Here is a 20,386-nt window from a genome sequence, read left to right on the forward strand (position 1 = left end):
CGGGTCTGCTTGCGCTGACACAACAAGCCAGGCCAGCACTGCTGCCCACACTATGCCAATACTTCTGGCCTGAGCTGGGCCATCAGCCCCGGGTTGTCGGAGTAATCCACAGGGATCGCCACCACAGCAGGCCCCTCCACCGCCAGTGCGGCCCGCAGGGTGGCGCGCAGCTCGTCGGCCGAGCGCACCGCAAACCCGGCCGCCCCGAACGATTCGGCATAGCGTTTGAAGTCAATGGGGCCAAAAGAGACGCCGGAGGTGCGGCAATACTTCTGCTGCTCCTGCATCGCGACCATGTTGTAGCCGTTATCGACCCAGATGATGTGAACGATATTGCTCTTGAGCCGCACCGCCGTCTCCAGCTCCATGCTCGACTGCATAAAGCTGCCATCCCCCGATACCGAGATCACCTTCTCACCCGGCCGCACCAGCGCCGCACCGATGGCCCACGGCAGTGCCACCCCCATGGTCTGCTGACCGTTGGAGATCAACACCTGACGAGCGCGGAAGCTGTAGAGGTAGCGGGCAATCCAGATATGGAAGCTGCCCATGTCGACGCAAAGGGTCATGTCATCGCGCACCAGATCCTGCAGCTCGCGCACGATATGCAAGGGGTGAACCGGATTGCCGTGCAGATCGTCGGCCCGCATTGCCAGTCGCAGCCGCTGCTGGCGAACCCCTTGCAGCAACCGATCCACCTCGGGGGGACGGATTTTCGGATTGCCCATGATGCGGGTCAGCTGCAACAGGTTGGCGCGGATCGACCCCACCAGCTCGGCGGTCGGGCAGTAGCTGCTGTCGATATCGGCAGGCAGCACGTCGATATGGAGGATGCGCCGCTCCCGGTCGCCATTCCACAGCACGGGGTCGTACTCGATGGGGCTGTAGCCGATGCAGATCACCAGATCGGCCCCTGCCAGCAGCTGATCCCCCGGCTGGTTGTTAAACAGCCCCACCCGCCCGGCAAAGTCATCGAAGTGGCAGCTGTCCACCACCCCGGCAGCCTGATAGGTACCGGTCACCGGCAGCCGCGCCTTGTCGAGGAAGGCGCGCACTGCCTCGGCATTTTCCGGCCGGCTCGCCATCAGGCCGAGCAGCACCACCGGATTCTGGGCGTTGCGCAGCAGGGTCAATGCCTGCTCCATATTCTGCTCATCGGCGCAGCCCGGCTCCGGCACTTCGCGGGGCACCAGCACATTGCCCTGTACCGGCTTGTTGATGATGTCCATCGGCAGGCTGACAAACGCCGCCCCCGGCCGTCCCAGCTCGGCGGCGCGAAAGGCGTTGGCCATCACTTCCGAAATCGCCGCCCCGCTGTTGACCTGGGCACTGAACTTGGTGACCGGACGGCAGAGGTTGACCGTATCCATGCTCTGATGAGTGAGCTTGAGACCATCGGCACGGCGCACCGCACCGCCCAGCGCCACCATGGGGTCCCCCTCCGAGGTGGCCGTCGCCAGCCCGGTAATGAGGTTGGAGCAGCCGGGGCCCGAGGTGACCAGCGCCACCCCCGCCTTGCCGGTGAGACGCCCCACGGCGGCCGCCATAAAGGCAGCGTTCGCCTCGTGGCGCACCACTATGGTCTCGATGGGGGAGTCCTCCAGCGCATCGAACACCCGGTCAATCTTGGCCCCCGGAATACCGAACACCTGCTTGACCCCTTGCGCCTCCAGATGACGAACCACCAGCTCGGCACCGCACTTCCACTGTCTGTTTTCCATGATATTGATCCTTGTCTATCAGCCTTCGGCGGCCTGAATGGCGCGATCGAGATCGGCGGGGTTGAGGTCGGCCTGCCGGAAAGCGGGATCCGATGGCAGGGCCAGATTGAGGTGACGCACCACTGAAAGTCGCAGGGTGCCGTGGGCCATGGTGTAGTCGAGCAGATGGCCGCCCCCCTTGCGATCGGCGGTGATCATGTGCTCGTGAAAGCCCGCCACATTGACCCCCTGCACGAACGGCGGGCAGCGAAAGCCCACCAGGGTTCCCGCCACCGCGGCAAAGCGGAACAGCGGTTGCTGTTCGATGGCTTCCAGCATGGGGCGATAAGGGGGCTCTTGACGCGGCACGGTACGGACCTTGGCCGTTTCAAACTGGCCGTCGAGGCGCAGGGCGACGAAGACGTTGTCGGAGCCCACCAGCCGATCCACCCACTGGTGGATCTCGTCACGGCTCAGGGGGTGATCGAAGCGACGCTCCAGACAGGGGCGAAAATGGGTCATCACCGCAAAGGGGGTCTTCTGATCGGCGCGGGCGGGACGGGCCGAGCCATCGGAGCGCAACTGGTGGATCTGCCGCTCGAAGGCGATCAGCTCACCATCGAGGTGATTGAAGGTGCCGAGGCCAAAGTCGCCGTGGCGCAGCAGCTCGCTCATGGTGGTCTCCCCTTCGTAGACCCCCGCCAGCAGGGCGCTCATCAGGGAGCTCTGGTAGATCTCGCCACCGTCATGCTGCCTGCGCCAGCGGGAAAACTGCTGGCTCACTTCGAGGGCACAGCTGCACCCGGCACTGTCAGATGTTGCAATATGTTCCATTCGGGTTTCACCTCCACCGTGAATCCTGTTAGCGTTCGGATCCAATGGTGACTTGGTTCACATTTCAACACCAATACGCTGATCCCATGACTTTGAGACTCAATCGATATGGAACTTCGTACGCTCCGCTACTTCATGGCCGTTGTTGAAAAGCAGAATTTCACCCGTGCAGCCGAATCACTCAACATGGCCCAGCCGCCCCTGAGCCAGCAGATCCGCAAGCTGGAGGAGACCCTGGGCACCCCGCTACTGCGCCGTTTGACCCGCAGTGTCGAGCTGACCGAGGCGGGCGAGAGCCTCTATCGGGATGCGGCGCAGATCCTGGCGCTGGCCGATGCGGCAAAACTGAAGGTAAAGCGGATTGCCCGGGGCGAGCAGGGGGCGCTGCGGATCGGCTTTGCCGGTTCCACCGTGCTCCACCCTGCAGTGCTGACCCTGCTGCACGACTATCGGGAGCGCTACCCCGAGGTAGCCCTCAGCCCGCAGGAGGGCACCATGCCGGCACTGGTGGAGGCGCTGCGCAACGATCGGCTGGATGCCGCCATCTTGCGGCTGCCCTGCCGCGGTAGCGAGGGCTTTGCCCATCACCTTATCGAGCAGGAGCCGCTGCTGATCGCCCTGCCGACCAGCCATCCCAAGGCCAAGCCGGGCCCCTTGCCACTGGTCAGCCTGAAAGACGAGAGTTTTATTCTGTTTCCCCACGCCATCGGGCCCGGGCTCTATGACGGCATCGTGGGCCTCTGTCGGGAGGCGGGCTTCGAGCCGATACTGGGGCCCGAATGTCCGCAGGTGATCTCCACCGTCGGCATGGTGCAGGCGGGCTTTGGCGTGACTCTGGTGCCCAGCTCGGTGGCGGCGCTGCGCCCGCTCGGGGTCAGTTATCACCCCATTGAGGGCAACGGCATGATGACCAGCATCAGTCTGGCGACACGGCCGCATCCAAGCAGTGCCGTGCTGCGGCACTTTATCGCCCAGATCCGTGCCGCCCAGATACGACAAGGCCTCCCGAAGGAGGCCCTGTTGAACAAGCTTGAACCGGTTTGATGGCCAGCTTGCCTGATGCGACGGCTTATTTGACGGTACTGCTTATTTGACAGTCACCCGGGCAAACTTGCGCTTGCCGACCTGATAGACGGCGGTACCGGCACCGATGAGTGCCTTGCCATCTTCCAGCTTCTCGCCATCCACCTTGACCGCGCCCTGCTTGATCATCCGCAGCGCTTCGGAGGTGGTGGCCACCAGATCCGCCTCTTTGAGCAGGTTGGCGATGGCCAGACCTTCGCCTTCCAGTGCCAGCTCGATTTCCGGCATTTCGTCCGGAATGGCGTTCTTGGAGAAACGCTGGGTGAAATCTTCGTGAGCCGCTTCGGCCGCCGCTTCGTCGTGATAACGGGCGATGATCTCTTTGGCCAGCCAGATCTTCACGTCGCGCGGATTGAGAGTACCGGCAGCGATACCTGCCTTGAACTCTTCGATTTCAGCCAGCGGACGGAAGGAGAGCAGCTCGTAGTAGTTCCACATCAGATCGTCGGTGATGGACATGATCTTGCCGAACATCTCGCCCGGAGCGTCGTGGACGCCGATGTAGTTGCCTGCGGACTTGGACATCTTCTTGACGCCGTCCAGACCCACCAGCAGCGGCATCATCAGCACGCACTGGGTCGCCATGCCGGCATCTTTTTGCAGCTCGCGGCCCATCAGCAGGTTGAACTTCTGGTCGGTACCGCCGAGCTCAACGTCCGCCTTCAGCGCGACCGAGTCATAGCCTTGCAGCAGCGGATAGAGGAATTCGTGAATCGCGATGGATTGGCCGCCGGTGTAGCGTTTTTTGAAGTCGTCGCGCTCCATCATGCGGGCAACGGTCTGCTTGGCCGCCAGCTTGATCATGCCGGTCGCACCCAGCTCGCTCAGCCAGGTCGAGTTGTACTCGATGCGGGTCTTGGCGGGGTCGAGGATCTTGAACGCCTGCTCGGCATAGGTGAGGGCGTTGTGCTTGATGGCCTCTTCGGAGAGCGGCGGACGGGTGGCGTTCTTGCCGGAGGGGTCACCCACCATGGCAGTGAAGTCACCGATCAGCAGGATCACTTCATGGCCCAGATCCTGGAAGGTCTTCAGCTTGTTGAGGATCACGGTATGACCCAGGTGAATGTCGGGGGCGGTCGGGTCCATGCCCAACTTGATGCGCAGCGGGCGCCCTTCCTTCAACTTGGCGACAAGTTCTTCTTCAACCAGAATTTCTTCCGCTCCGCGCTTGATCTCGGCTAGCGCCACCTCGAGCTGGGACATTTTTTGACTCTCCATCACGATTCCACAGGGCCAAACATATTACTGGAATGGCGGGCCAATTGGAAAGGCTGTAAAATCCGTCCATTCTGCCCGACTTCATCTGCTTCTCATGGTTATTTGGCACGCCTTCAACGCACTCCCCCACTGGCACCGCAAGATGGTGCTGATCTTGAGCATCATGATCATGATGCTGGCTGCCTGGCCAAGCGAACAGGCAGTGGCAACACGGGTCGATGAAAACGGCAACGAGATTGCCCTGCGGGAACCGGCTAACGATAACGCGCTGAACGACGAGCTGCCGGCCGAGGCCGCCCAGCCCGTTACCCCGCCCAAGCCGCGCTATATCACCAAGCAGGTGAAGGTACGCCGTGGCGACAACATGGGAGTCATCTTCCAGCGTATTGGCCTGAGCACCACGGATCTGCACCTGATCGATCAGCTCGAGGGCAGCGATCCCCTGCGGATGCTGCAACCGGGACAGGAGCTCACCTTCAAGCTCACCGAGAACGGCGAGCTGCACAGCCTCTATTACCCCCACAGTCTGGAGCAGGCGCTCAAGGTGAGCCGCAAGGAGGAGACCTTTGTCGCCCGCAACGTCAAGATCGCCCTCGACACCCGCGAACAGGTGAGCAAGGGGGAGATCCGCTCCAGCTTCTGGGGCGCAGCGGTGGATGCGGGGATGACCGAAGATCAGATCATGGACTTGGCCGCCATCTTCGGCTGGGACATCGACTTTGCCCAGGACTTGCAACCGGGAGACAGCTTCCGGGTGGTCTATGAAGACAAGTTCCGCGACGACGAGCGGGTCGCCTCCGGCGATATTCTGGCGGCGGAGTTCGTCAACCAGGGCACCGCCTACCGCGCCGTGCTCAATGAAGATGGCAACTACTACACCCCGGAAGGCAAAGCGATGCGCAAGAGCTTCCTGCGCGCGCCGGTCAACTTCAAATACATCAGCTCCAACTTCAACCCGCGCCGCCTCCATCCGGTGACCGGCAAGATCCGCCCCCACAACGGCATCGACTATGTGGCGCCGGTGGGCACCCCCATCATGGCGGCGGGCTCAGGCAGCGTGGTGGCCGCCGGTTACAACCAGTTCAACGGCAACTACATCTTTATCAAGCATGCTGGCAACTATGTGACCAAGTACCTGCACCTCTCCAAGCGCACCGTCAACAAGGGGCAGCGGGTGAAGCAGGGTCAGACCATCGGCACTCTGGGTGGCACCGGCCGCGTCACCGGCCCGCACCTGCACTACGAATTCGTGGTGGGCGGCATTCACAAGAACCCGCGCACCCTCACCCTGCCACAGGCAGAGACCCTGAGTGGACGCGAGCTGGCCAACTTCAAAAAGCTGGCGATGCCACAACTGGCCAAGCTCGATAACCCCGAGCTGCAGCTGGCCCAGAACAAGCGGGATAGTCGCGGCAACTAAGCCATCAGAGCTGGCAGGGTGAAGGCCCTGCCAGCCCCTTTTATTGAGCCCGCTCCTGGCAACCCGATTGAAGTGAACGCATGCCTTAGCGCCATATCTGATGGGTGTCGGGAACCGCCAGCAAGTGAGGAGAGCCAATGGCTGAACGCTATATCGGATTGATGTCAGGCACCAGCATGGATGGTATCGACGCCGTGCTGGTGATAATCGCCGGGGATGAACTGCGGGTCGAAGCGGCGCTTTGTCACCCCTGGCCGCAAGAGACCGCCCGCACGCTGCATGCCCTCTGCACCCCGGGCGACAACGAAATCGACCGCATGGGGGTGGCCGATAATCTGGTGGCGCGAGAGTTTGCCGCCGCCACCCACGCGCTGCTGGCCAAGGCGAAGCTTGAGCCCAAAGATATTCGCGCCATCGGCAGCCACGGCCAAACCATCCGCCACCGTCCCCAGCTCGGCTTTACCATGCAGATCGGCAATGCCGCCCTGCTGGCCGCCCAGACAGGCATCGACGTTATCGCCGATTTTCGCACCATGGATATGGCCCTCGGCGGTCAGGGGGCGCCGCTGGTGCCCGCCTTCCATCAGGCGCTGTTTGCCAAACCCGGCGCCCTGCGAGTGGTACTGAACCTCGGCGGCATCGCCAATATCTCGGTGCTGCCGGGCAATCCGGGCGGGGTATATGGTTTTGATACCGGCCCGGCCAACACCCTGCTCGATGGCTGGTATCGCCGCCATCAGCCCCACGGTGGCAGCTATGACGCCGGTGGCAAATGGGCCGCCAGTGGCAAGCCAATCCCGGCCCTGCTGGAGAAGCTGCTGGCTCACCCCTACTTCGCCGCCCCCGCCCCCAAGAGCACCGGACGGGAGATGTTTACCCTCGATTGGCTCGATGGGGAGCTGGCAGGCACTTCATACGCCCCCGTGGATGTGCAGCGCACCCTGCAGGCGCTCACCTGCCACAGCATCGCCCGCCAACTGCCCGCACGGCCCGAGTCAGTCGGTGCCAGCCAGCCGAAAGCCGAGCTGTTTGTCTGCGGCGGCGGTGCCCATAACGCCCCCTTGCTGAAGGAGCTGGCCAGCCTGCTGCCTGCATGGCGCATCGCCAGCACCGCCGAGCTGGGCCTTGCCCCCGACTGGGTGGAAGGCGCTGCCTTTGCCTGGCTGGCCATGCGCTTTGTTCACCGCAAGCCGGGCAATCTGCCCGCCGTCACCGGTGCCAGCCGTCCGGCTGTGCTGGGTGCTCTCTACCCCGCCCCCTAGATATCCCCCAGTACACACCAGATATGCAAATGACAACAGCCCCGATATAGGGCTGTTGTCATATCATGAACAGTGGCACTCTGGCCAACACCCGTTGTTACATGGCATTGGTGGACTCAAAAATTTTGTCGGCGGACGCTTCGACAAAGCCCGGATAGAGCACGCCATCCGGCTGCGGGTAGCGCAGGGCAAACTCGTAGAAGCAGCTCGGGATGGTACGTACCCCATCGCTGAACGGCACCTCGGCTTTGTCGGCCATAGTGGAGGATTGCTCCAGCATCACCTGCGGGTCCCCTTTCACTTCGCCACCCACGCTGTTGAGCACGAAACCCGCCGCCTTCAGCGCCTCATTGACCTGATGGATGGTGTCAAAATCCTTCAACTTGTTGATATTGACCGTGAAGTGGTTGGCACGATAGCCCCATGCCGCCATCCAGGCCGCGTACTCACTCTCCGCCAGCAGAGTCTGATAATCGGCATAGGAGACCTGCCAGGGGGCACCAGTGTAGAGAAATGCCGGGGTATCGGTCAGATGATCGGGCACCTGATCCGCCAGCTTATGGATAATGGCCTGTGCGCCTGCGGAGAGTTCTTCGACCTTCAGCTCACTGATAAACACCTTGGGAGCGTCCGGATCTTTGTGCTCAAAGTGCTTGGCGTAGAGCTTCTTGGCCTTGAAGACGTACTCGCCCTTCTGCTCGTAACCGAGCGCCAGGAAGTGGGCGGCCAGCTTCTCCAGCCCCAGCTTTGGCAGGTTATAGGTACGAAACGCCACGTGATCGTTGACGATGGGCTCGCCGCCACCCAGCAGGGTGTGCACCTTGAGGGCACTCGGAGTCACCTTGATGTAGTTGTCCCACAGATGGCTGAACAGAGTGTCGATATCCTTTTGCATCTATCTTTCCTTTGATTGCGGGTACGAAACGGGGCCCCGATGGGTGCCCCTTGTAGTTGTCCGTTTAGAAGAAGAGGCCCGGCGAGAGCTGCTCCGGCATAGCGGCTTTGCTGTCTTCGACAGAGGCAACCGGATACGCACAGTAGTCAGCAGCGTAGTAGGCACTTGCCCTGTGGTTGCCGGAAGCGCCGATGCCACCAAACGGCGCGGCACTGGAGGCGCCGGTGATGGGTTTGTTCCAGTTGACGATACCGGCGCGGATCCGCTTGAAGAAATGGTGCCAGTCCGCCTCCTTGTCCCCCAGCAGACCGGCCGAGAGACCGTAGCGGGTGGCGTTGCCCTGATCGATGGCAGCATCGAAGTCGTCATAGCGAATGAGCTGCAGCAGCGGGCCGAAGTACTCTTCATCCGGCAGCGCCTTGACTGCAGTCACGTCGATAATGCCCGGGGAGACAAAGCCGGTACCCGCTTCCAGGTGCTTGAGGGTAAGCAGGCTTTCACCGCCCAGCTGTTGCAGGTTGGCTTGCGCCTCGACCATGCCCAGTGCAGCACGTTCGCTTATCATCGAGCCCATGAACGGCTGCTCGGCGGCGTCATAGAGGCCGACCTTGATCTGGCTGACCACCTCGACCAGTCGATTGACCAGCGCATCGCCGCGCTCGCCGCGCTCGACAAACAGACGGCGGGAACAGGTGCAACGTTGACCCGAGGTGATAAATGCAGACTGGACGATGGCATGGACGGCGCCGTCGATGTCGCTCACCTCTTTCACAATCAGCGGGTTGTTGCCACCCATCTCGAGGGCCAGAATTTTGCCCGGCTGACCGGCAAATTGCTGATGGAGGAAATGACCGGTACGGGATGAACCGGTAAAGAAGAGGCCGTCGATATCGGGGTTGGCCGCCAGCGCCTTGCCGGTCTCGACCTCCCCCTGCACCAAATTGATGACCCCTTTGGGCAATCCGGCCTGCTGCCACACCTTGACCATGGCCTCAGCCACCATGGGGGTCAGCTCGGAGGGTTTGAATACCACGGCGTTACCCGCAATCAGCGCCGGGACTATATGGCCGTTGGGCAGATGGCCCGGGAAGTTGTAGGGGCCGAACACCGCCACCACACCGTGGGGCTTATGGCGGACAAACGCCTTGGCGCCCGGCATGGCATTTTCAACGGTGCCGGTACGCTCGTCGTGGGCACGGATGGAGATGGCAATCTTGCCCTGCATGGCGGCCACTTCGGTGCGGGTCTCCCACAACGGTTTGCCGGTTTCGCGGGCGATAGTCAGGGCCAGCGCCTCTTTCTGCTCGCCGAGCAGGTCGGCATAACGACGCACTATGGCCAGACGATCCTCAAGGCTCATGTCCGCCCAGTGGTAGAAGGCGGCACGGGCGGCCTTGACGGCGGCATCCACTTGCGCCGTGCTGGCGGCAGCCCCCTGCCAGATCACCTCGTTCTTGGCCGGATCGGTTGACTCAAACGGCTTGCCTTCACCGGCAAGCCACTGACCGTCGATAAATTGCACTAACTGGCTCATCCATTCACTCCCTGTCGCTGGCAGGCAGCCGAGGCTGCCTGTCTGATAATCGGTTTGCTTGTCCTGTTTGCCTCAGTCGAGGTCAACCACCCGCACCATGTCGCCATCCTGCACCTTGAGTGCCGCCGCCATCTTGGGCGGAATGATGGCTTCGTGCTTGTCGAGATCGACCCGGATATTGCCGTAGCAGGCGCGGTAATGTTCGAAACGGCTGTTGCAGATAAGGTGGGTCTTGCCACCGATGGGCTCGCCCACCAGCACCCGCAGCTTCTTGCTGCGGCGCACGCTGCGGATATTCTTCACGTCGCACTCGACGGTGGGGCCCGCATCGAAAATATCGACGTAGCCACGGTTCACGAAGCCCTCGTCCTGCAGCATCTTGATGGCCGGACGGGTCTTCTCGTGGGTCTGACCGATAACGGCCCGCGCCTCCTTGCTCAGCAAATTGACGTAGATGGGGTACTTGGGCATCAACTCGGCGATAAAGCGTTTCTTGCCGATGCCGGTCAGATAGTCGACGGTGGGAAAATCCATCGAGAAGAAATGGGTTTGCAGCCACTCGTAGAAGGGGCTGTGACCGTTGGCATCAGAGACGCCGCGCATCTCGGCGAAGACGGTCTCGTCAAACAGCTCGGGGTGCTCGGCCATAAACAGAAAGCGGTGCTTGGAGAGCAGGCGGCCGTTGAGCCCCTCGCGGGCACATTCGCGCAAAAACAGGGTGCAAAGCTCGGAGTTGCCGGTGTAGTCGTTGGAGAGAGTCAGCGTCTCGACCACATTGTAGATACCGAGTTTGGGCGAAGAGTGCACCACCTTGCCGATGTGGTAGTTGTAAAACGGCTGGGAGAGACCAACAGCCGCATCGATGGCGCAGGTCCCTACCATCTCGCCGGTCTCGAGATCCTCGGCCACGAAGAAGTAGAGGCAGTCCCCTTTGCCGGCCGGCTTGTCGGAAAAAGTTTGGGTAGAAGCGTCGATCTTGCGCTGCAGCAGCTCATCGTTGACGGGCAACGAGGTCATGCCGGTGCCGGACTCGATGGCGCAGGTCTTGAGCCCGGCAAAATCTTTTTGCTCGATGGGACGGATAACCAACATAAATGACAACTCCCTTTCATTGACGTCAGGTGGGGTCCCGGCTCCTGCCGGGAGGGCTCCCCACCTCAATTTGGATCAGGCGTTAACCACCTGGGCGACCGCTTTCTCGAAGCGGGCCAACCCCTCCTTGATGTCCGCTTCCGGGATCACCAGCGAAGGAGCAAAACGAACCACGTTGGTGCCGGCAACCAGCGCCATCAGCCCCTGATCGATGGAGGCCAACAGGAAGTCGCGCGAGCGCCCCTTGTACTCTTCGCTCAGAGCGGCGCCCAGCAGCAGCCCCTTGCCGCGGATTTCGCTAAAGCAGTGGTACTTGGCATTGATGGCTTCAAGCCCATCACGGAACAGCTGCTCGCGTTGCTTGATACCCGCCAACACCTCCGGGGTGTTGATCACATCGATCACTGCTTCCGCCACCGCACAGGCCAGCGGGTTGCCACCGTAAGTAGAGCCGTGAGTGCCCACTTTCAGGTAAGAGGCGATTTCGCTGGTAGTCAGCATGGCGCCGATGGGGAAACCGCCACCCAGTGCCTTGGCGCTGGTGAGGATGTCCGGCGTGACGCCAAGCCCCATGTAGGCGTAGAGCTCGCCGGTACGACCGACACCGGACTGCACTTCGTCATAGATGAGCAGGGCATTGTGCTTGTCGCACAGCTCGCGCACCCCTTTGGCAAACTCGTCGGTTGGACGAATGATGCCACCCTCCCCCTGCAGCGGCTCCATCACCACGGCACAGGTGTTGTCGGAGATCACGTCAGCCAGCGCGGCCAGATCGTTGTAGGGGACGTGGGTGATGTCACCGGGCTTGGGCCCGAAACCATCGGAGTAGGCAGCCTGGCCACCGACGCTGACGGTAAAGAAGGTACGACCGTGGAAGCCCTGATTGAAGGCGATGATCTGGGTCTTCTGCTCGCCAAACTTCTCGATGGCATAGCGGCGAGCCAGCTTGAGAGCCGCCTCGTTCGCTTCGGCGCCGGAGTTGCAGAAGTAGACCTTGTCGGCAAAGGTGGCGGCGACCAGCTTCTTGGCCAGACGCAGGGCTGGCTCGTTGGTCATGACGTTGGAGAGGTGCCACAGCTTCTCGCCCTGGGTTTTCAGGGCCTCGACCAGCTTGGGATGACAGTGACCCAGACCGTTGACGGCGATGCCACCGGCGAAGTCGACATACTCGCGCCCTTCCTGATCCCAGACACGTGACCCTTCACCACGCACCGGGATGATCTTGGCGGGCGCATAGTTGGGAACCATCACTTCATCAAACACTTCACGTGTCACTGCCAACAACTCTGACATATAGCTCTCCTTCGATTCGGCGACAGAATAATCCACCGCCCAAAAGTTAAATCCGTGTAAACGTGACGGGATTATCACAGAAATAAAGTAAAAAGTCTGTAACAAGACGGCCTATAAGGAACAATGTTCGATTGACCTTGAGATTTTAGGCAACCGCATTGCATAACGACTCAGGGGGGCTTGGCAAGAGATAATTTGGGCTGGAAGGGGGCTGAATAAAGTGTCAGAGAAATTTTTTTTACCTTCTTTCAAACTTGAGAAGGTGATCACAAATTTTTATGAACAGGACAGAAAATTGGCCAGCAGCAAATGACCCTGTTCGCTCAAAATACTCTCCGGATGGAACTGAACACCCTCGACAGGAAGTGTCTTGTGGCGTAACCCCATGATTTCGTCAAACGAGCCATCGGCATGCTCGCTCCAGGCGGTGACCTCAAAGCAGTCGGGCAGCGTGTCGCGCTCCACCACCAGTGAGTGATAACGGGTCACCCGCAGCGGGTTGTTGAGCCCCTTGAACACCCCCTCACCTCGATGACGGATGAGCGAGGTTTTGCCGTGCATTACCTGACGGGCACGTATTACACGGGCGCCGAAGGCCTGCGCCAGTGACTGGTGGCCAAGGCAGACGCCAAGAATGGGTAGCTTGCCGGCAAAATGGGTGATGGCATCGAGGGAGATACCCGCCTCGTTTGGTGTACAGGGACCGGGAGAGATAACCAGAAAACGGGGGGATAACTGCTCGATATCGGTCAGCATCAATTCGTCATTACGCTTGACTACCACCTGTTGGCCCAGCGCACCAAAATATTGCACCAGATTCCAGGTAAAGGAGTCGTAGTTATCAATTAACAGCAACATGAGATAACCGGCGGCAGTAATTAACGATCGAGAAAACGACCCTGTTCCATTTCCCGCTCACGCTGACATTCGGCCAGATAGATGGCGGCAGCGATGGCAGCAGTCTTGTGATGTTTGTCGATGGCATTGGAGACCATCAATTGCAGGGTATTGAGGTTTTTCGCCTTGCGAAACTTGCGCAGCCAGTGACCTTTGTCACTCAGCTCTTCAATCGAGATATTTGGTTGAACAGACATGCGTACTCTTGGGGATATAACCCGGGTTGAAATAAAGAATTAAACAAAATACAACGTGGGAAAATAAAGAAAGCCAGGCAAATACCCAGCTCTCTTCTACTACACCTTCCCAGTATGTCAGGCTCGAGGAACGAAGCCGACTACATCATATACGCTGGTCAGGGTTTTTTCAGCTCTTTCACGCGCCTTTTGTGCCCCTTCGGCAAGAATCGCGATCAGATGGGCCTCATCCTGACGCAACTCGTGGAAACGAGCCTGGATCGGTTCCAGCAGCGCAACCACGGCTTCGGCGGTCTCGGTCTTGAGGTGACCATACATCTTGCCTTCGAAGTGCTGCTCCAGCTCCGGGATGGAGCGACCCGTCACCCCGGACATCAGGGTCAGCAGGTTGGAGACGCCCGGTTTGTTTTCCGGATCGAAACGCACCACGGCCGGATCGTCGGAGTCGGTTACCGCACGCTTGATCTTCTTGACGATCTGCTTGGGGTCTTCCAGCAGGCCGATGAAGTTGGCCTCGTTGTCATCAGACTTGGACATCTTCTTGGTCGGATCCTGCAGGCTCATCACCCGCGCCCCTTCGGTCGGAATGAAGGGCTCCGGCATGGTGAACACGTCACCATAGAGGTTGTTGAAGCGGGTGCAGATATCGCGGGTCAGCTCGAGATGCTGCTTCTGGTCGTTGCCGACCGGCACCTGATTGGCCTGATAGAGCAGAATATCAGCTGCCATCAGCACCGGATAACCGAACAGGCCGACGTTGACGTTGTTCTCGAAACGGGCGGACTTGTCCTTGAACTGGGTCATGCGCGACAGCTCACCCATCTGGGTGTAGCAGTTGAGGATCCAGCCCAGCTCGGCGTGCTGCGGCACGTGAGACTGGATGAAAACGGTGCTCTTCTTGGGATCGATTCCGACCGCCAGATAGAGGGCGGCCGCATCGAGACAGGCCTTGCGCAGGGCAACCGGATCCTGGCGGGTGGTGATGGCATGCAGGTCGACGATGCAGTAGAGGCAGTCGTACTCATCCTGCATGTTGACCCACTGACGCAGTGCGCCCATGTAGTTGCCGATGGTCAGCTGACCGGAGGGCTGTGCCCCGCTCAATACGATTGGTTTGGTCATGAGAGTAGTAATCCTTGTAATTCAGCCAGTCCGGCGACGCGCTTAGCTCAGCAGCGCATCGAGCTGGGAAAAGTGTTCGAACACCCAGTCGGGCCGGGAGTCGGCAATGGGGCGACCATAGTTGTAACCGTAGGTCAGGCCCACCACCTTCATGCCGGCCGCCTTGGCAGCCAGCACATCATTTTCGGAGTCACCCACCATCAGGGTACGAGCCGGACTCACTTCCAGCTCCTGGCAGGCGTGCAGCAAGGGCTCCGGGCTCGGCTTCTTGACCGGTACGCAGTTGCCGCCGAGCCAGAGCGCGAAGCAATCGCTGATACCGAGGGCATCAAGAATAGGCGCGACAAAATCGCTCGGCTTGTTGGTGACGATCGCCTGCTTGTAACCCAGGGTTTGCAGACGGCGCAGACTCCGGGCAACCCCATCATACATGGCCAATCCCTGCAGCAAACAGGCGTTGTAGTGCTGGAAAAAGATCGGACGGGCCTTGGCAAACAGCTCGGGGTCGGCCTCGCGATAGGCAAGGGCCCGCTGGATCAGCTTGTCGGCACCATTGCCGACCCAGGTACGGATAACCGCTTCATCAGCTTGTTCCAGACCCAGATCAGCCAGAGTCAGATTGACTGCCAGCGCCAGTTGGGCGGCGCTGTCGATCAGGGTGCCGTCCAGATCGAACAGCACCAAGTCAAATGCGCGCTCAGCGTTTGACATGAGCCAGCTCCGCACGCATCTGGTCGATCACCGCTTTGTAATCGGGCTTGCCGAAGATGGCAGAGCCGGCGACGAACATGTCGGCACCCGCTTCAGCGATTTCACGGATATTGTCGACCTTGACCCCGCCATCGATCTCGAGGCGAATATCACGGCCGCTCTCGTCGATCAGGCGACGTACCTGACGCAGCTTGTCGAGGGTGCCGGGGATGAAGCTCTGGCCACCGAAGCCCGGGTTGACCGACATCAGCAGGATCACGTCCAGCTTGTCCATCACATACTCGAGGCAGGAGAGCGAGGTAGCCGGATTGAGCACCAGACCCGCCTGGCAGCCCATCTCCTTGATCAGGCCCAGAGAGCGGTCAACATGGTCGGAGGCTTCCGGATGGAAGGTGATGAGGGAAGCACCCGCCTTGGCAAAATCGGGAATGATGCGATCTACCGGCTTGACCATCAGGTGCACGTCGATGGGGGCCTCGATACCGTAGTCACGCAGCGCCTGACAGACCATGGGGCCAATGGTCAGGTTGGGGACATAGTGGTTGTCCATCACGTCGAAGTGAACCACGTCGGCACCGGCAGCCAGTACCTTGGCTACATCGTCACCCAGACGGGCAAAATCGGCAGAGAGGATCGAGGGGGCAATCAGAAAGTCTTTCATCAGCATCATCCATTGGCAGCCAGGGAGAAAAAGCGGCGCAATTTTAACGTAAAAGGCGGGCGAAAACGACTCGAATGCGGGGTAAATGGGGCAATCACCTACCCTCCCCCAGCAACCCGGGTTATAGGACATCGGCACGGGCGCGGACTCGCCCATAAAAAACGGCGCCCCTGGGGCGCCGCATGGTCTGTTACGTCAGTGGCAGCAGTTCACTGTCGCTGGGATAGTAGCCCTGCTCCGGTTCGATTCCGGGCGGATAGAGCGCCAACAATTCGGCCACCTTGTTGCGGGTGCCGCCGTTGCGACTGATGGTGCGCTTGACCAGGATTTCGTCGAGGCGGGCACCGCGATAAAGCTCACGAGTCAGCTCGATATCGTGGTTGCTGATCAGCACCGGCACCCCTTTGTGAGCGGCTGTGTGGCGGGCCAGTCGCGCCAGGATCGCCTGATCATCCAGGGTAAACCCGCCGGAGGCATAGGTGGTGAAGCTCGCCGTAGTGGAGAGCGGCGCATAGGGTGGATCACAATAGATAACCCAATCCTCTTCGGCTCGCTTGATGGCATCGGCGTAGCTCTCGCAGATAAAGGTCGCCTTCTGCGCCTTTTCGGCAAAGGCCCACAGCTCTTTTTCCGGGAAATAGGGTTTCTTGTAGGAACCGAACGGCACGTTGAAGCCGCCCTTCTTGTTGTAGCGGCACAATCCATTGAAACCGTGACGGTTGAGAAACAGGAACAAGAGTGCCCGCTCGAAGGTGGTCTCGGTCTGATTGAACTGGGTACGCAGCCGGTAATAGGCCGCCTTGTGGTTGTGCTCTGCCACAAACAGCTTGCGCGCCTCGGCAATGAAACTGTCCGGCGTCAGCTTGAGGTGGTTGTACAGGCAGATCAGATCCGGATTGATGTCGTTGAGCACATACGCGTCGTAGTCGGTGTTGAGAAACACTGACCCGGCCCCGACGAAGGGCTCCAGCAACACACGCCCGGCCGGCAGGCGCTCGGCAATCTCTTCAACCAGGGAGTATTTTCCCCCGGCCCATTTTAAAAAAGCGCGTGTTTTTTTCATGGAAATCCGGTGTGTAAGAAGGCAAGACCCAAAAAGGGGGACGATTCTACCCCCTTATCCGGTATCAAGGCTATTGCTTCAGCTCTTTTTGTACCTGTGCAAACGACTTGGGCCAGGGCTGGCCTTTCAGCAAGGCTGGCGGAAGCTTGCGAATGGCACTCTTGGCCTGGGTCAGACCGGCATAATCCCCTTGCAGCACCACGTACCAGGGGCTGCCACGGAATTTGGTTTGATAGACCCATACCTTACCCGCCAGACCATGCTCGGCGACAAATTGATCCACCGCCTTGGTGTTGCTCGCCCCCATCAGCTGAACGCTGTAGTGGTTGCGCGGCTTCTTGTTCAAGGTGGCGACCGGTGTCAGGGCCACTTTGGGTGCTGGCGCGGCAACCGGCTCATTGCTGGCGGTTTTGGAGGTAGCAGCAGGCGTTGCGGTTGTCGCCGGATTCTGTGCTTTGGCGGTACTGGCTGGCGCCGTGGTTGCGATTGCACCACTGGGGGCTGTGCCACTCGGGTTCTTGCCGGTCAGCTCGTCCACCACGTCAGTAGGCAGAGCGCCGCTCACCTTGGGTTCGGTCATCAGCTTTTGCACGACCTCGTCGGAGATCACCACCCGACGCCCTTCGTAATTGGTTGATTCGGTGGTAACGGTTTCGCTCTCCACCGATTTGGGCAGCACTTTCGCCTCAGGCTGCCAATCCTTCACAACCCCATTGGGATTACTGGCTGCATCGCGGTTTTGCGCGCCTTGTGCAGCGGTATCGGTATTCGAACCGCCTGCGGTGAGGGGATCGCCTCCCGCTACCGGGATCGGCAATGCCGTGTTCTGCGCCGGATCCTGCAGCGCCGGTTTGCTTTCATTGTCAAACAGCGCAGGTAGCAGGTAGCTCAAAGCCAGCAGGCCGCCAGCGACCAGCGCGATAGCGGTGGCAATCTTCTTGACAGGCAACTCCGCCTGACGCTTCTTGGGCCTTCTGTCGGTCATGATATCCTCCAGTAACTGCATGATGGTGGACGGATGTCCATTCGCCGTTTTCAGGATCTCCTCCACTTGCGGCTTGGGCAAGAGGGTCGCCGGGATCTTGAGCTCTTTGGCTTTCTCATACAAGAAGATGCGCTGCTCGGGCGGGCTCAGGGGCGGCACTTCCAGCTCAAGGGCTGGCATGGCACGCCCTTTGAGCTGCGGCCGTTGGGTACGACACCAGACGTCACTGCCCGAGACGATAATGGCCAGCTGATGGGGCGCCGCCAGAGTATCGTTATGACGGATGATCGCCCACAACTCTCCCAGCAGGTCGGCCGGCAACTGGTCGGCACGCTCTATCAGTAGCAACAGGGTGGCAGGCTTGCTCCCCTCCAGCATGCGAAAGAAGCTCTCCGCCAGCGCATCCTGTGGATTGAAGAGCGGGCGCGCCACCACCTGTGGTAGCAACAGCTGGCGCACATCCACCATCTTCATGGCAGGCGTACCGATCAGGCTTACCACCCGCACTTTTTCCGGTAACACGCCGAGCAGGGATTCGCACAGCGTACCGCGACCACAACCGGGTTTACCGGATAGAAAAATGAAAGGGTGATTGAATTCAATCAGATGCAGCAGCCGGTCAACCAGCTGCCGCTGGGAAGGAAGTTTTAGCAGTTTATTCGTCACGACCAGACTCGATCACCGCCAGCAACTCGGCATCGGACACATCCCCCACCACCTGCGCATGGCCGATGCCAACCGGCAACACCAGACGCAGCTTGCCTTCCAGCACCTTCTTGTCACGGCGCATATGGCGAATAAAGGCGGCGAAATCCATCTCGGCAGGCGCATGAATGGGCAGATTGGCGGCCAGCAGCAGGGCGCGCACTCGCGCGACGTCCTCTTCGCTCATATCGCCACGGGCCTGCGCAGTCCAGGCTGCCAGCATGGTGCCGGCGGATACTGCTTCACCGTGCAGCCAGTTGCCATACCCCTGCTCGGCCTCGATAGCATGACCAAAGGTGTGACCCAGATTGAGCAGCGCACGGATGCCGTGCTCGGTCTCATCCTGACCGACCACATCGGCTTTGATCTCGCAGCAACGTTTGATGGCGTAGACCAGCGCGGCAGATTCCAGCTGTTGCAGACGCACCATGTTCTGCTCCAGCCAGCTGAAGAAATCAGCATCCCAAATGATGCCGTACTTGATCACCTCGGCCATCCCCGCGGCAAATTCGCGGGCTGGCAAGGTACTCAGACATTCGGTATCGATAACAACTTGTTTGGGCTGATAAAAAGCCCCAATCATGTTCTTGCCGAGGGGGTGGTTGACAGCGGTTTTACCGCCGACAGAGGAGTCAACCTGGGAGAGCAGGGTGGTCGGGATCTGGATAAAAGGAATGCCACGTTGATAGCTTGCTGCCGCAAAGCCCACCACATCCCCGATCACACCGCCCCCCAGAGCGATGAGGGTGGTATCACGCCCATGGTTGGTTTCAAGCAGAGCAGACATGATCCGCTCAATGGTCGCCAGGTTCTTGTATGCCTCACCGTCAGGCAGGATCAGGGATTCAACCTGAAAACCGGACAGCAGTGCCATTACCCGTTCAAGATAGAGCGGGGCAACGACCGTGTTGGTCACTATCATCACCCGCCTGCCTTTGATGGTCGATCCCAGCGCCTCGGGGCGCTGCAACAACCCGGCAGCTATCTCGATAGCATAGCTGCGCTCACCCAGTTCAACCTTCAACCGTTCCATGGACGTCCTCTTGATTACATACCGATCAGCTTCACAATCTGATTGGCAACGATCTTTGCGCTTTGATCATCTGTCTGGATAACAAAGTCAGCCACTTCTTCATAAAGGGCGTTGCGCTCTTGTGCCAAACGCTCAAGCACCTCACGCGGCGGCTCTTCGGTCTGTAGCAGAGGACGGCGTTTGTCTCGCTGTGTGCGCGCCAACTGCTTTTCAATGGTGGTTTCGAGGTAGACCACGATGCCACGAGCAGACAACTTGTTGCGGGTTTCCCGGCTCTTGATGGCACCACCACCGGTTGCCAGCACGATACCCTGCTGCTCAGACAATTCGCTGATCACCTTCTCTTCGCGAATACGGAAACCCTCTTCGCCTTCAACATCAAACACCCAGCCGATATCGGCACCACTGCGGCGCTCAATCTCATGATCTGAGTCGAAAAACTCCATATGCAGTTGTTCTGCCAGATGTCTACCTATGGTGCTCTTGCCCGCACCCATGGGACCTATCAGGAAAATATTGCGTTTCTCAGCCATGTTTTTTCGTTAGTAATTACAAACTGTACGACCCCGATGAATACTGGATCGGGGTACCTATGAACCTTATCTTGCGATGGATCAGGAGGGGGATTATCTCAATAGATATCGGGACTGGCAACCGCAGCCCTTACGCCCCAACCTCATT

19 protein-coding genes are annotated in these 20,386 nt (G+C 59.8%); 3 read left to right on the plus strand and 16 right to left on the minus strand.

From position 1 onward, the window contains the following. Nucleotides 1-50: 50 nt before the first annotated feature. Together alsS and budA are read right to left on the minus strand one after the other, a co-directional pair. Nucleotides 51-1,721 (minus strand): acetolactate synthase AlsS, encoded by a 1,671-nt coding sequence (alsS, locus tag G5171_RS04595; RefSeq protein ID WP_421250646.1) that lies wholly within the window; start codon nt 1,719-1,721, stop codon nt 51-53. Nucleotides 1,722-1,739: 18 nt separating this feature from the next. Then, the gene (gene budA, locus G5171_RS04600; RefSeq protein ID WP_005338506.1) at nt 1,740-2,534 is read right to left on the minus strand and encodes an acetolactate decarboxylase; all 795 of its coding nucleotides are present in this window, start codon (nt 2,532-2,534) and stop codon (nt 1,740-1,742) included. 108 nt (nt 2,535-2,642) lie between these two features. On the opposite strand from budA, the gene G5171_RS04605 reads away from it, so the two are divergent. After that, complete coding sequence (locus G5171_RS04605; protein WP_421250647.1) at nt 2,643-3,578, plus strand: LysR family transcriptional regulator; 936 nt, start codon at nt 2,643-2,645, stop codon at nt 3,576-3,578. A gap of 42 nt (nt 3,579-3,620) precedes the next feature. Here G5171_RS04605 and tyrS read toward each other — a convergent pair whose 3' ends face one another. Next, nucleotides 3,621-4,820, minus strand: a complete 1,200-nt coding sequence (gene tyrS / locus G5171_RS04610; protein ID WP_005347884.1) for a tyrosine--tRNA ligase — start codon at nt 4,818-4,820, stop codon at nt 3,621-3,623. Between the two features lie 109 nt (nt 4,821-4,929). Between tyrS and G5171_RS04615 the strand changes: the two genes are divergently transcribed. After that, nucleotides 4,930-6,255, plus strand: coding sequence for a peptidoglycan DD-metalloendopeptidase family protein (locus G5171_RS04615; protein ID WP_421250649.1), 1,326 nt, complete (start codon nt 4,930-4,932; stop codon nt 6,253-6,255). A 137-nt stretch (nt 6,256-6,392) separates the two neighbouring features. Then, nucleotides 6,393-7,517, plus strand: coding sequence for an anhydro-N-acetylmuramic acid kinase (locus G5171_RS04620; protein ID WP_421250650.1), 1,125 nt, complete (start codon nt 6,393-6,395; stop codon nt 7,515-7,517). Between the two features lie 97 nt (nt 7,518-7,614). Here the strand turns inward: G5171_RS04620 and G5171_RS04625 are convergent, their stop codons facing one another. From G5171_RS04625 to aroK, 13 genes are all read right to left on the minus strand, one after another. Beyond that, nucleotides 7,615-8,412 carry a DUF1338 domain-containing protein gene (locus G5171_RS04625; protein ID WP_421250651.1) on the minus strand — a complete coding sequence of 266 codons (798 nt, stop codon included), beginning with the start codon at nt 8,410-8,412 and terminating at the stop codon, nt 7,615-7,617. 64 nt (nt 8,413-8,476) lie between these two features. Next, nucleotides 8,477-9,946, minus strand: a complete 1,470-nt coding sequence (gene astD / locus G5171_RS04630; protein WP_421250652.1) for a succinylglutamate-semialdehyde dehydrogenase — start codon at nt 9,944-9,946, stop codon at nt 8,477-8,479. 72 nt (nt 9,947-10,018) lie between these two features. After that, a complete protein-coding gene (gene astA, locus G5171_RS04635) occupies nt 10,019-11,038 on the minus strand; it encodes an arginine N-succinyltransferase (protein WP_005334994.1) in 1,020 nt (339 codons plus the stop codon). Between the two features lie 75 nt (nt 11,039-11,113). Then, nucleotides 11,114-12,331 (minus strand): aspartate aminotransferase family protein, encoded by a 1,218-nt coding sequence (locus G5171_RS04640; RefSeq protein WP_421259895.1) that lies wholly within the window; start codon nt 12,329-12,331, stop codon nt 11,114-11,116. A gap of 276 nt (nt 12,332-12,607) precedes the next feature. Beyond that, nucleotides 12,608-13,189: an aminodeoxychorismate synthase component II gene (locus tag G5171_RS04645; RefSeq protein WP_421212289.1), complete on the minus strand. Its 582-nt coding sequence runs from the start codon at nt 13,187-13,189 to the stop codon at nt 12,608-12,610. A 20-nt stretch (nt 13,190-13,209) separates the two neighbouring features. After that, nucleotides 13,210-13,425 (minus strand): hypothetical protein, encoded by a 216-nt coding sequence (locus tag G5171_RS04650; protein WP_019446358.1) that lies wholly within the window; start codon nt 13,423-13,425, stop codon nt 13,210-13,212. A 117-nt stretch (nt 13,426-13,542) separates the two neighbouring features. Continuing rightward, nucleotides 13,543-14,547, minus strand: coding sequence for a tryptophan--tRNA ligase (gene trpS / locus G5171_RS04655; RefSeq protein WP_421259896.1), 1,005 nt, complete (start codon nt 14,545-14,547; stop codon nt 13,543-13,545). 42 nt (nt 14,548-14,589) lie between these two features. Next, nucleotides 14,590-15,258, minus strand: coding sequence for a phosphoglycolate phosphatase (locus tag G5171_RS04660; protein WP_421259897.1), 669 nt, complete (start codon nt 15,256-15,258; stop codon nt 14,590-14,592). After that, a complete protein-coding gene (rpe, locus tag G5171_RS04665) occupies nt 15,245-15,919 on the minus strand; it encodes a ribulose-phosphate 3-epimerase (RefSeq protein ID WP_040066900.1) in 675 nt (224 codons plus the stop codon). The genes G5171_RS04660 and rpe overlap by 14 nt, the downstream gene beginning before the upstream one ends. 190 nt (nt 15,920-16,109) lie before the next feature. Continuing rightward, nucleotides 16,110-16,982, minus strand: coding sequence for a Dam family site-specific DNA-(adenine-N6)-methyltransferase (locus tag G5171_RS04670; protein WP_005335008.1), 873 nt, complete (start codon nt 16,980-16,982; stop codon nt 16,110-16,112). A 70-nt stretch (nt 16,983-17,052) separates the two neighbouring features. Next, a complete protein-coding gene (locus G5171_RS04675) occupies nt 17,053-18,633 on the minus strand; it encodes an SPOR domain-containing protein (protein WP_421259898.1) in 1,581 nt (526 codons plus the stop codon). Continuing rightward, nucleotides 18,623-19,705: a 3-dehydroquinate synthase gene (gene aroB, locus G5171_RS04680; protein WP_216978214.1), complete on the minus strand. Its 1,083-nt coding sequence runs from the start codon at nt 19,703-19,705 to the stop codon at nt 18,623-18,625. The genes G5171_RS04675 and aroB overlap by 11 nt, the downstream gene beginning before the upstream one ends. A 14-nt stretch (nt 19,706-19,719) precedes the next feature. After that, on the minus strand, nt 19,720-20,238 hold the full coding sequence (aroK, locus tag G5171_RS04685; protein ID WP_005347909.1) for a shikimate kinase AroK: 519 nt from the start codon (nt 20,236-20,238) through the stop codon (nt 19,720-19,722). Nucleotides 20,239-20,386 lie beyond the last annotated feature (148 nt).

Origin of the sequence: Aeromonas sp. 600774 (assembly GCF_049175075.1) — a bacterium.
Classification (GTDB): domain Bacteria; phylum Pseudomonadota; class Gammaproteobacteria; order Enterobacterales; family Aeromonadaceae; genus Aeromonas; species Aeromonas veronii_A.

Excerpts from the sequence above, each read along its gene's own strand:
- trpS (WP_421259896.1), bottom strand. The coding sequence starts at position 14,547 with ATGACCAAACCAATCGTATTGAGCGGGGCACAGCCCTCCGGTCAGCTG.
- G5171_RS04625 (WP_421250651.1), bottom strand. The coding sequence starts at position 8,412 with ATGCAAAAGGATATCGACACTCTGTTCAGCCATCTGTGGGACAACTAC.
- G5171_RS04605 (WP_421250647.1), top strand. The coding sequence starts at position 2,643 with ATGGAACTTCGTACGCTCCGCTACTTCATGGCCGTTGTTGAAAAGCAG.
- alsS (WP_421250646.1), bottom strand. The coding sequence starts at position 1,721 with ATGGAAAACAGACAGTGGAAGTGCGGTGCCGAGCTGGTGGTTCGTCAT.
- budA (WP_005338506.1), bottom strand. The coding sequence starts at position 2,534 with ATGGAACATATTGCAACATCTGACAGTGCCGGGTGCAGCTGTGCCCTC.
- G5171_RS04660 (WP_421259897.1), bottom strand. The coding sequence starts at position 15,258 with ATGTCAAACGCTGAGCGCGCATTTGACTTGGTGCTGTTCGATCTGGAC.
- aroK (WP_005347909.1), bottom strand. The coding sequence starts at position 20,238 with ATGGCTGAGAAACGCAATATTTTCCTGATAGGTCCCATGGGTGCGGGC.
- astD (WP_421250652.1), bottom strand. The coding sequence starts at position 9,946 with ATGAGCCAGTTAGTGCAATTTATCGACGGTCAGTGGCTTGCCGGTGAA.
- G5171_RS04645 (WP_421212289.1), bottom strand. The coding sequence starts at position 13,189 with ATGTTGCTGTTAATTGATAACTACGACTCCTTTACCTGGAATCTGGTG.
- G5171_RS04640 (WP_421259895.1), bottom strand. The coding sequence starts at position 12,331 with ATGTCAGAGTTGTTGGCAGTGACACGTGAAGTGTTTGATGAAGTGATG.
- G5171_RS04670 (WP_005335008.1), bottom strand. The coding sequence starts at position 16,982 with ATGAAAAAAACACGCGCTTTTTTAAAATGGGCCGGGGGAAAATACTCC.
- rpe (WP_040066900.1), bottom strand. The coding sequence starts at position 15,919 with ATGAAAGACTTTCTGATTGCCCCCTCGATCCTCTCTGCCGATTTTGCC.
- tyrS (WP_005347884.1), bottom strand. The coding sequence starts at position 4,820 with ATGTCCCAGCTCGAGGTGGCGCTAGCCGAGATCAAGCGCGGAGCGGAA.
- G5171_RS04615 (WP_421250649.1), top strand. The coding sequence starts at position 4,930 with ATGGTTATTTGGCACGCCTTCAACGCACTCCCCCACTGGCACCGCAAG.
- G5171_RS04620 (WP_421250650.1), top strand. The coding sequence starts at position 6,393 with ATGGCTGAACGCTATATCGGATTGATGTCAGGCACCAGCATGGATGGT.
- astA (WP_005334994.1), bottom strand. The coding sequence starts at position 11,038 with ATGTTGGTTATCCGTCCCATCGAGCAAAAAGATTTTGCCGGGCTCAAG.
- aroB (WP_216978214.1), bottom strand. The coding sequence starts at position 19,705 with ATGGAACGGTTGAAGGTTGAACTGGGTGAGCGCAGCTATGCTATCGAG.
- G5171_RS04650 (WP_019446358.1), bottom strand. The coding sequence starts at position 13,425 with ATGTCTGTTCAACCAAATATCTCGATTGAAGAGCTGAGTGACAAAGGT.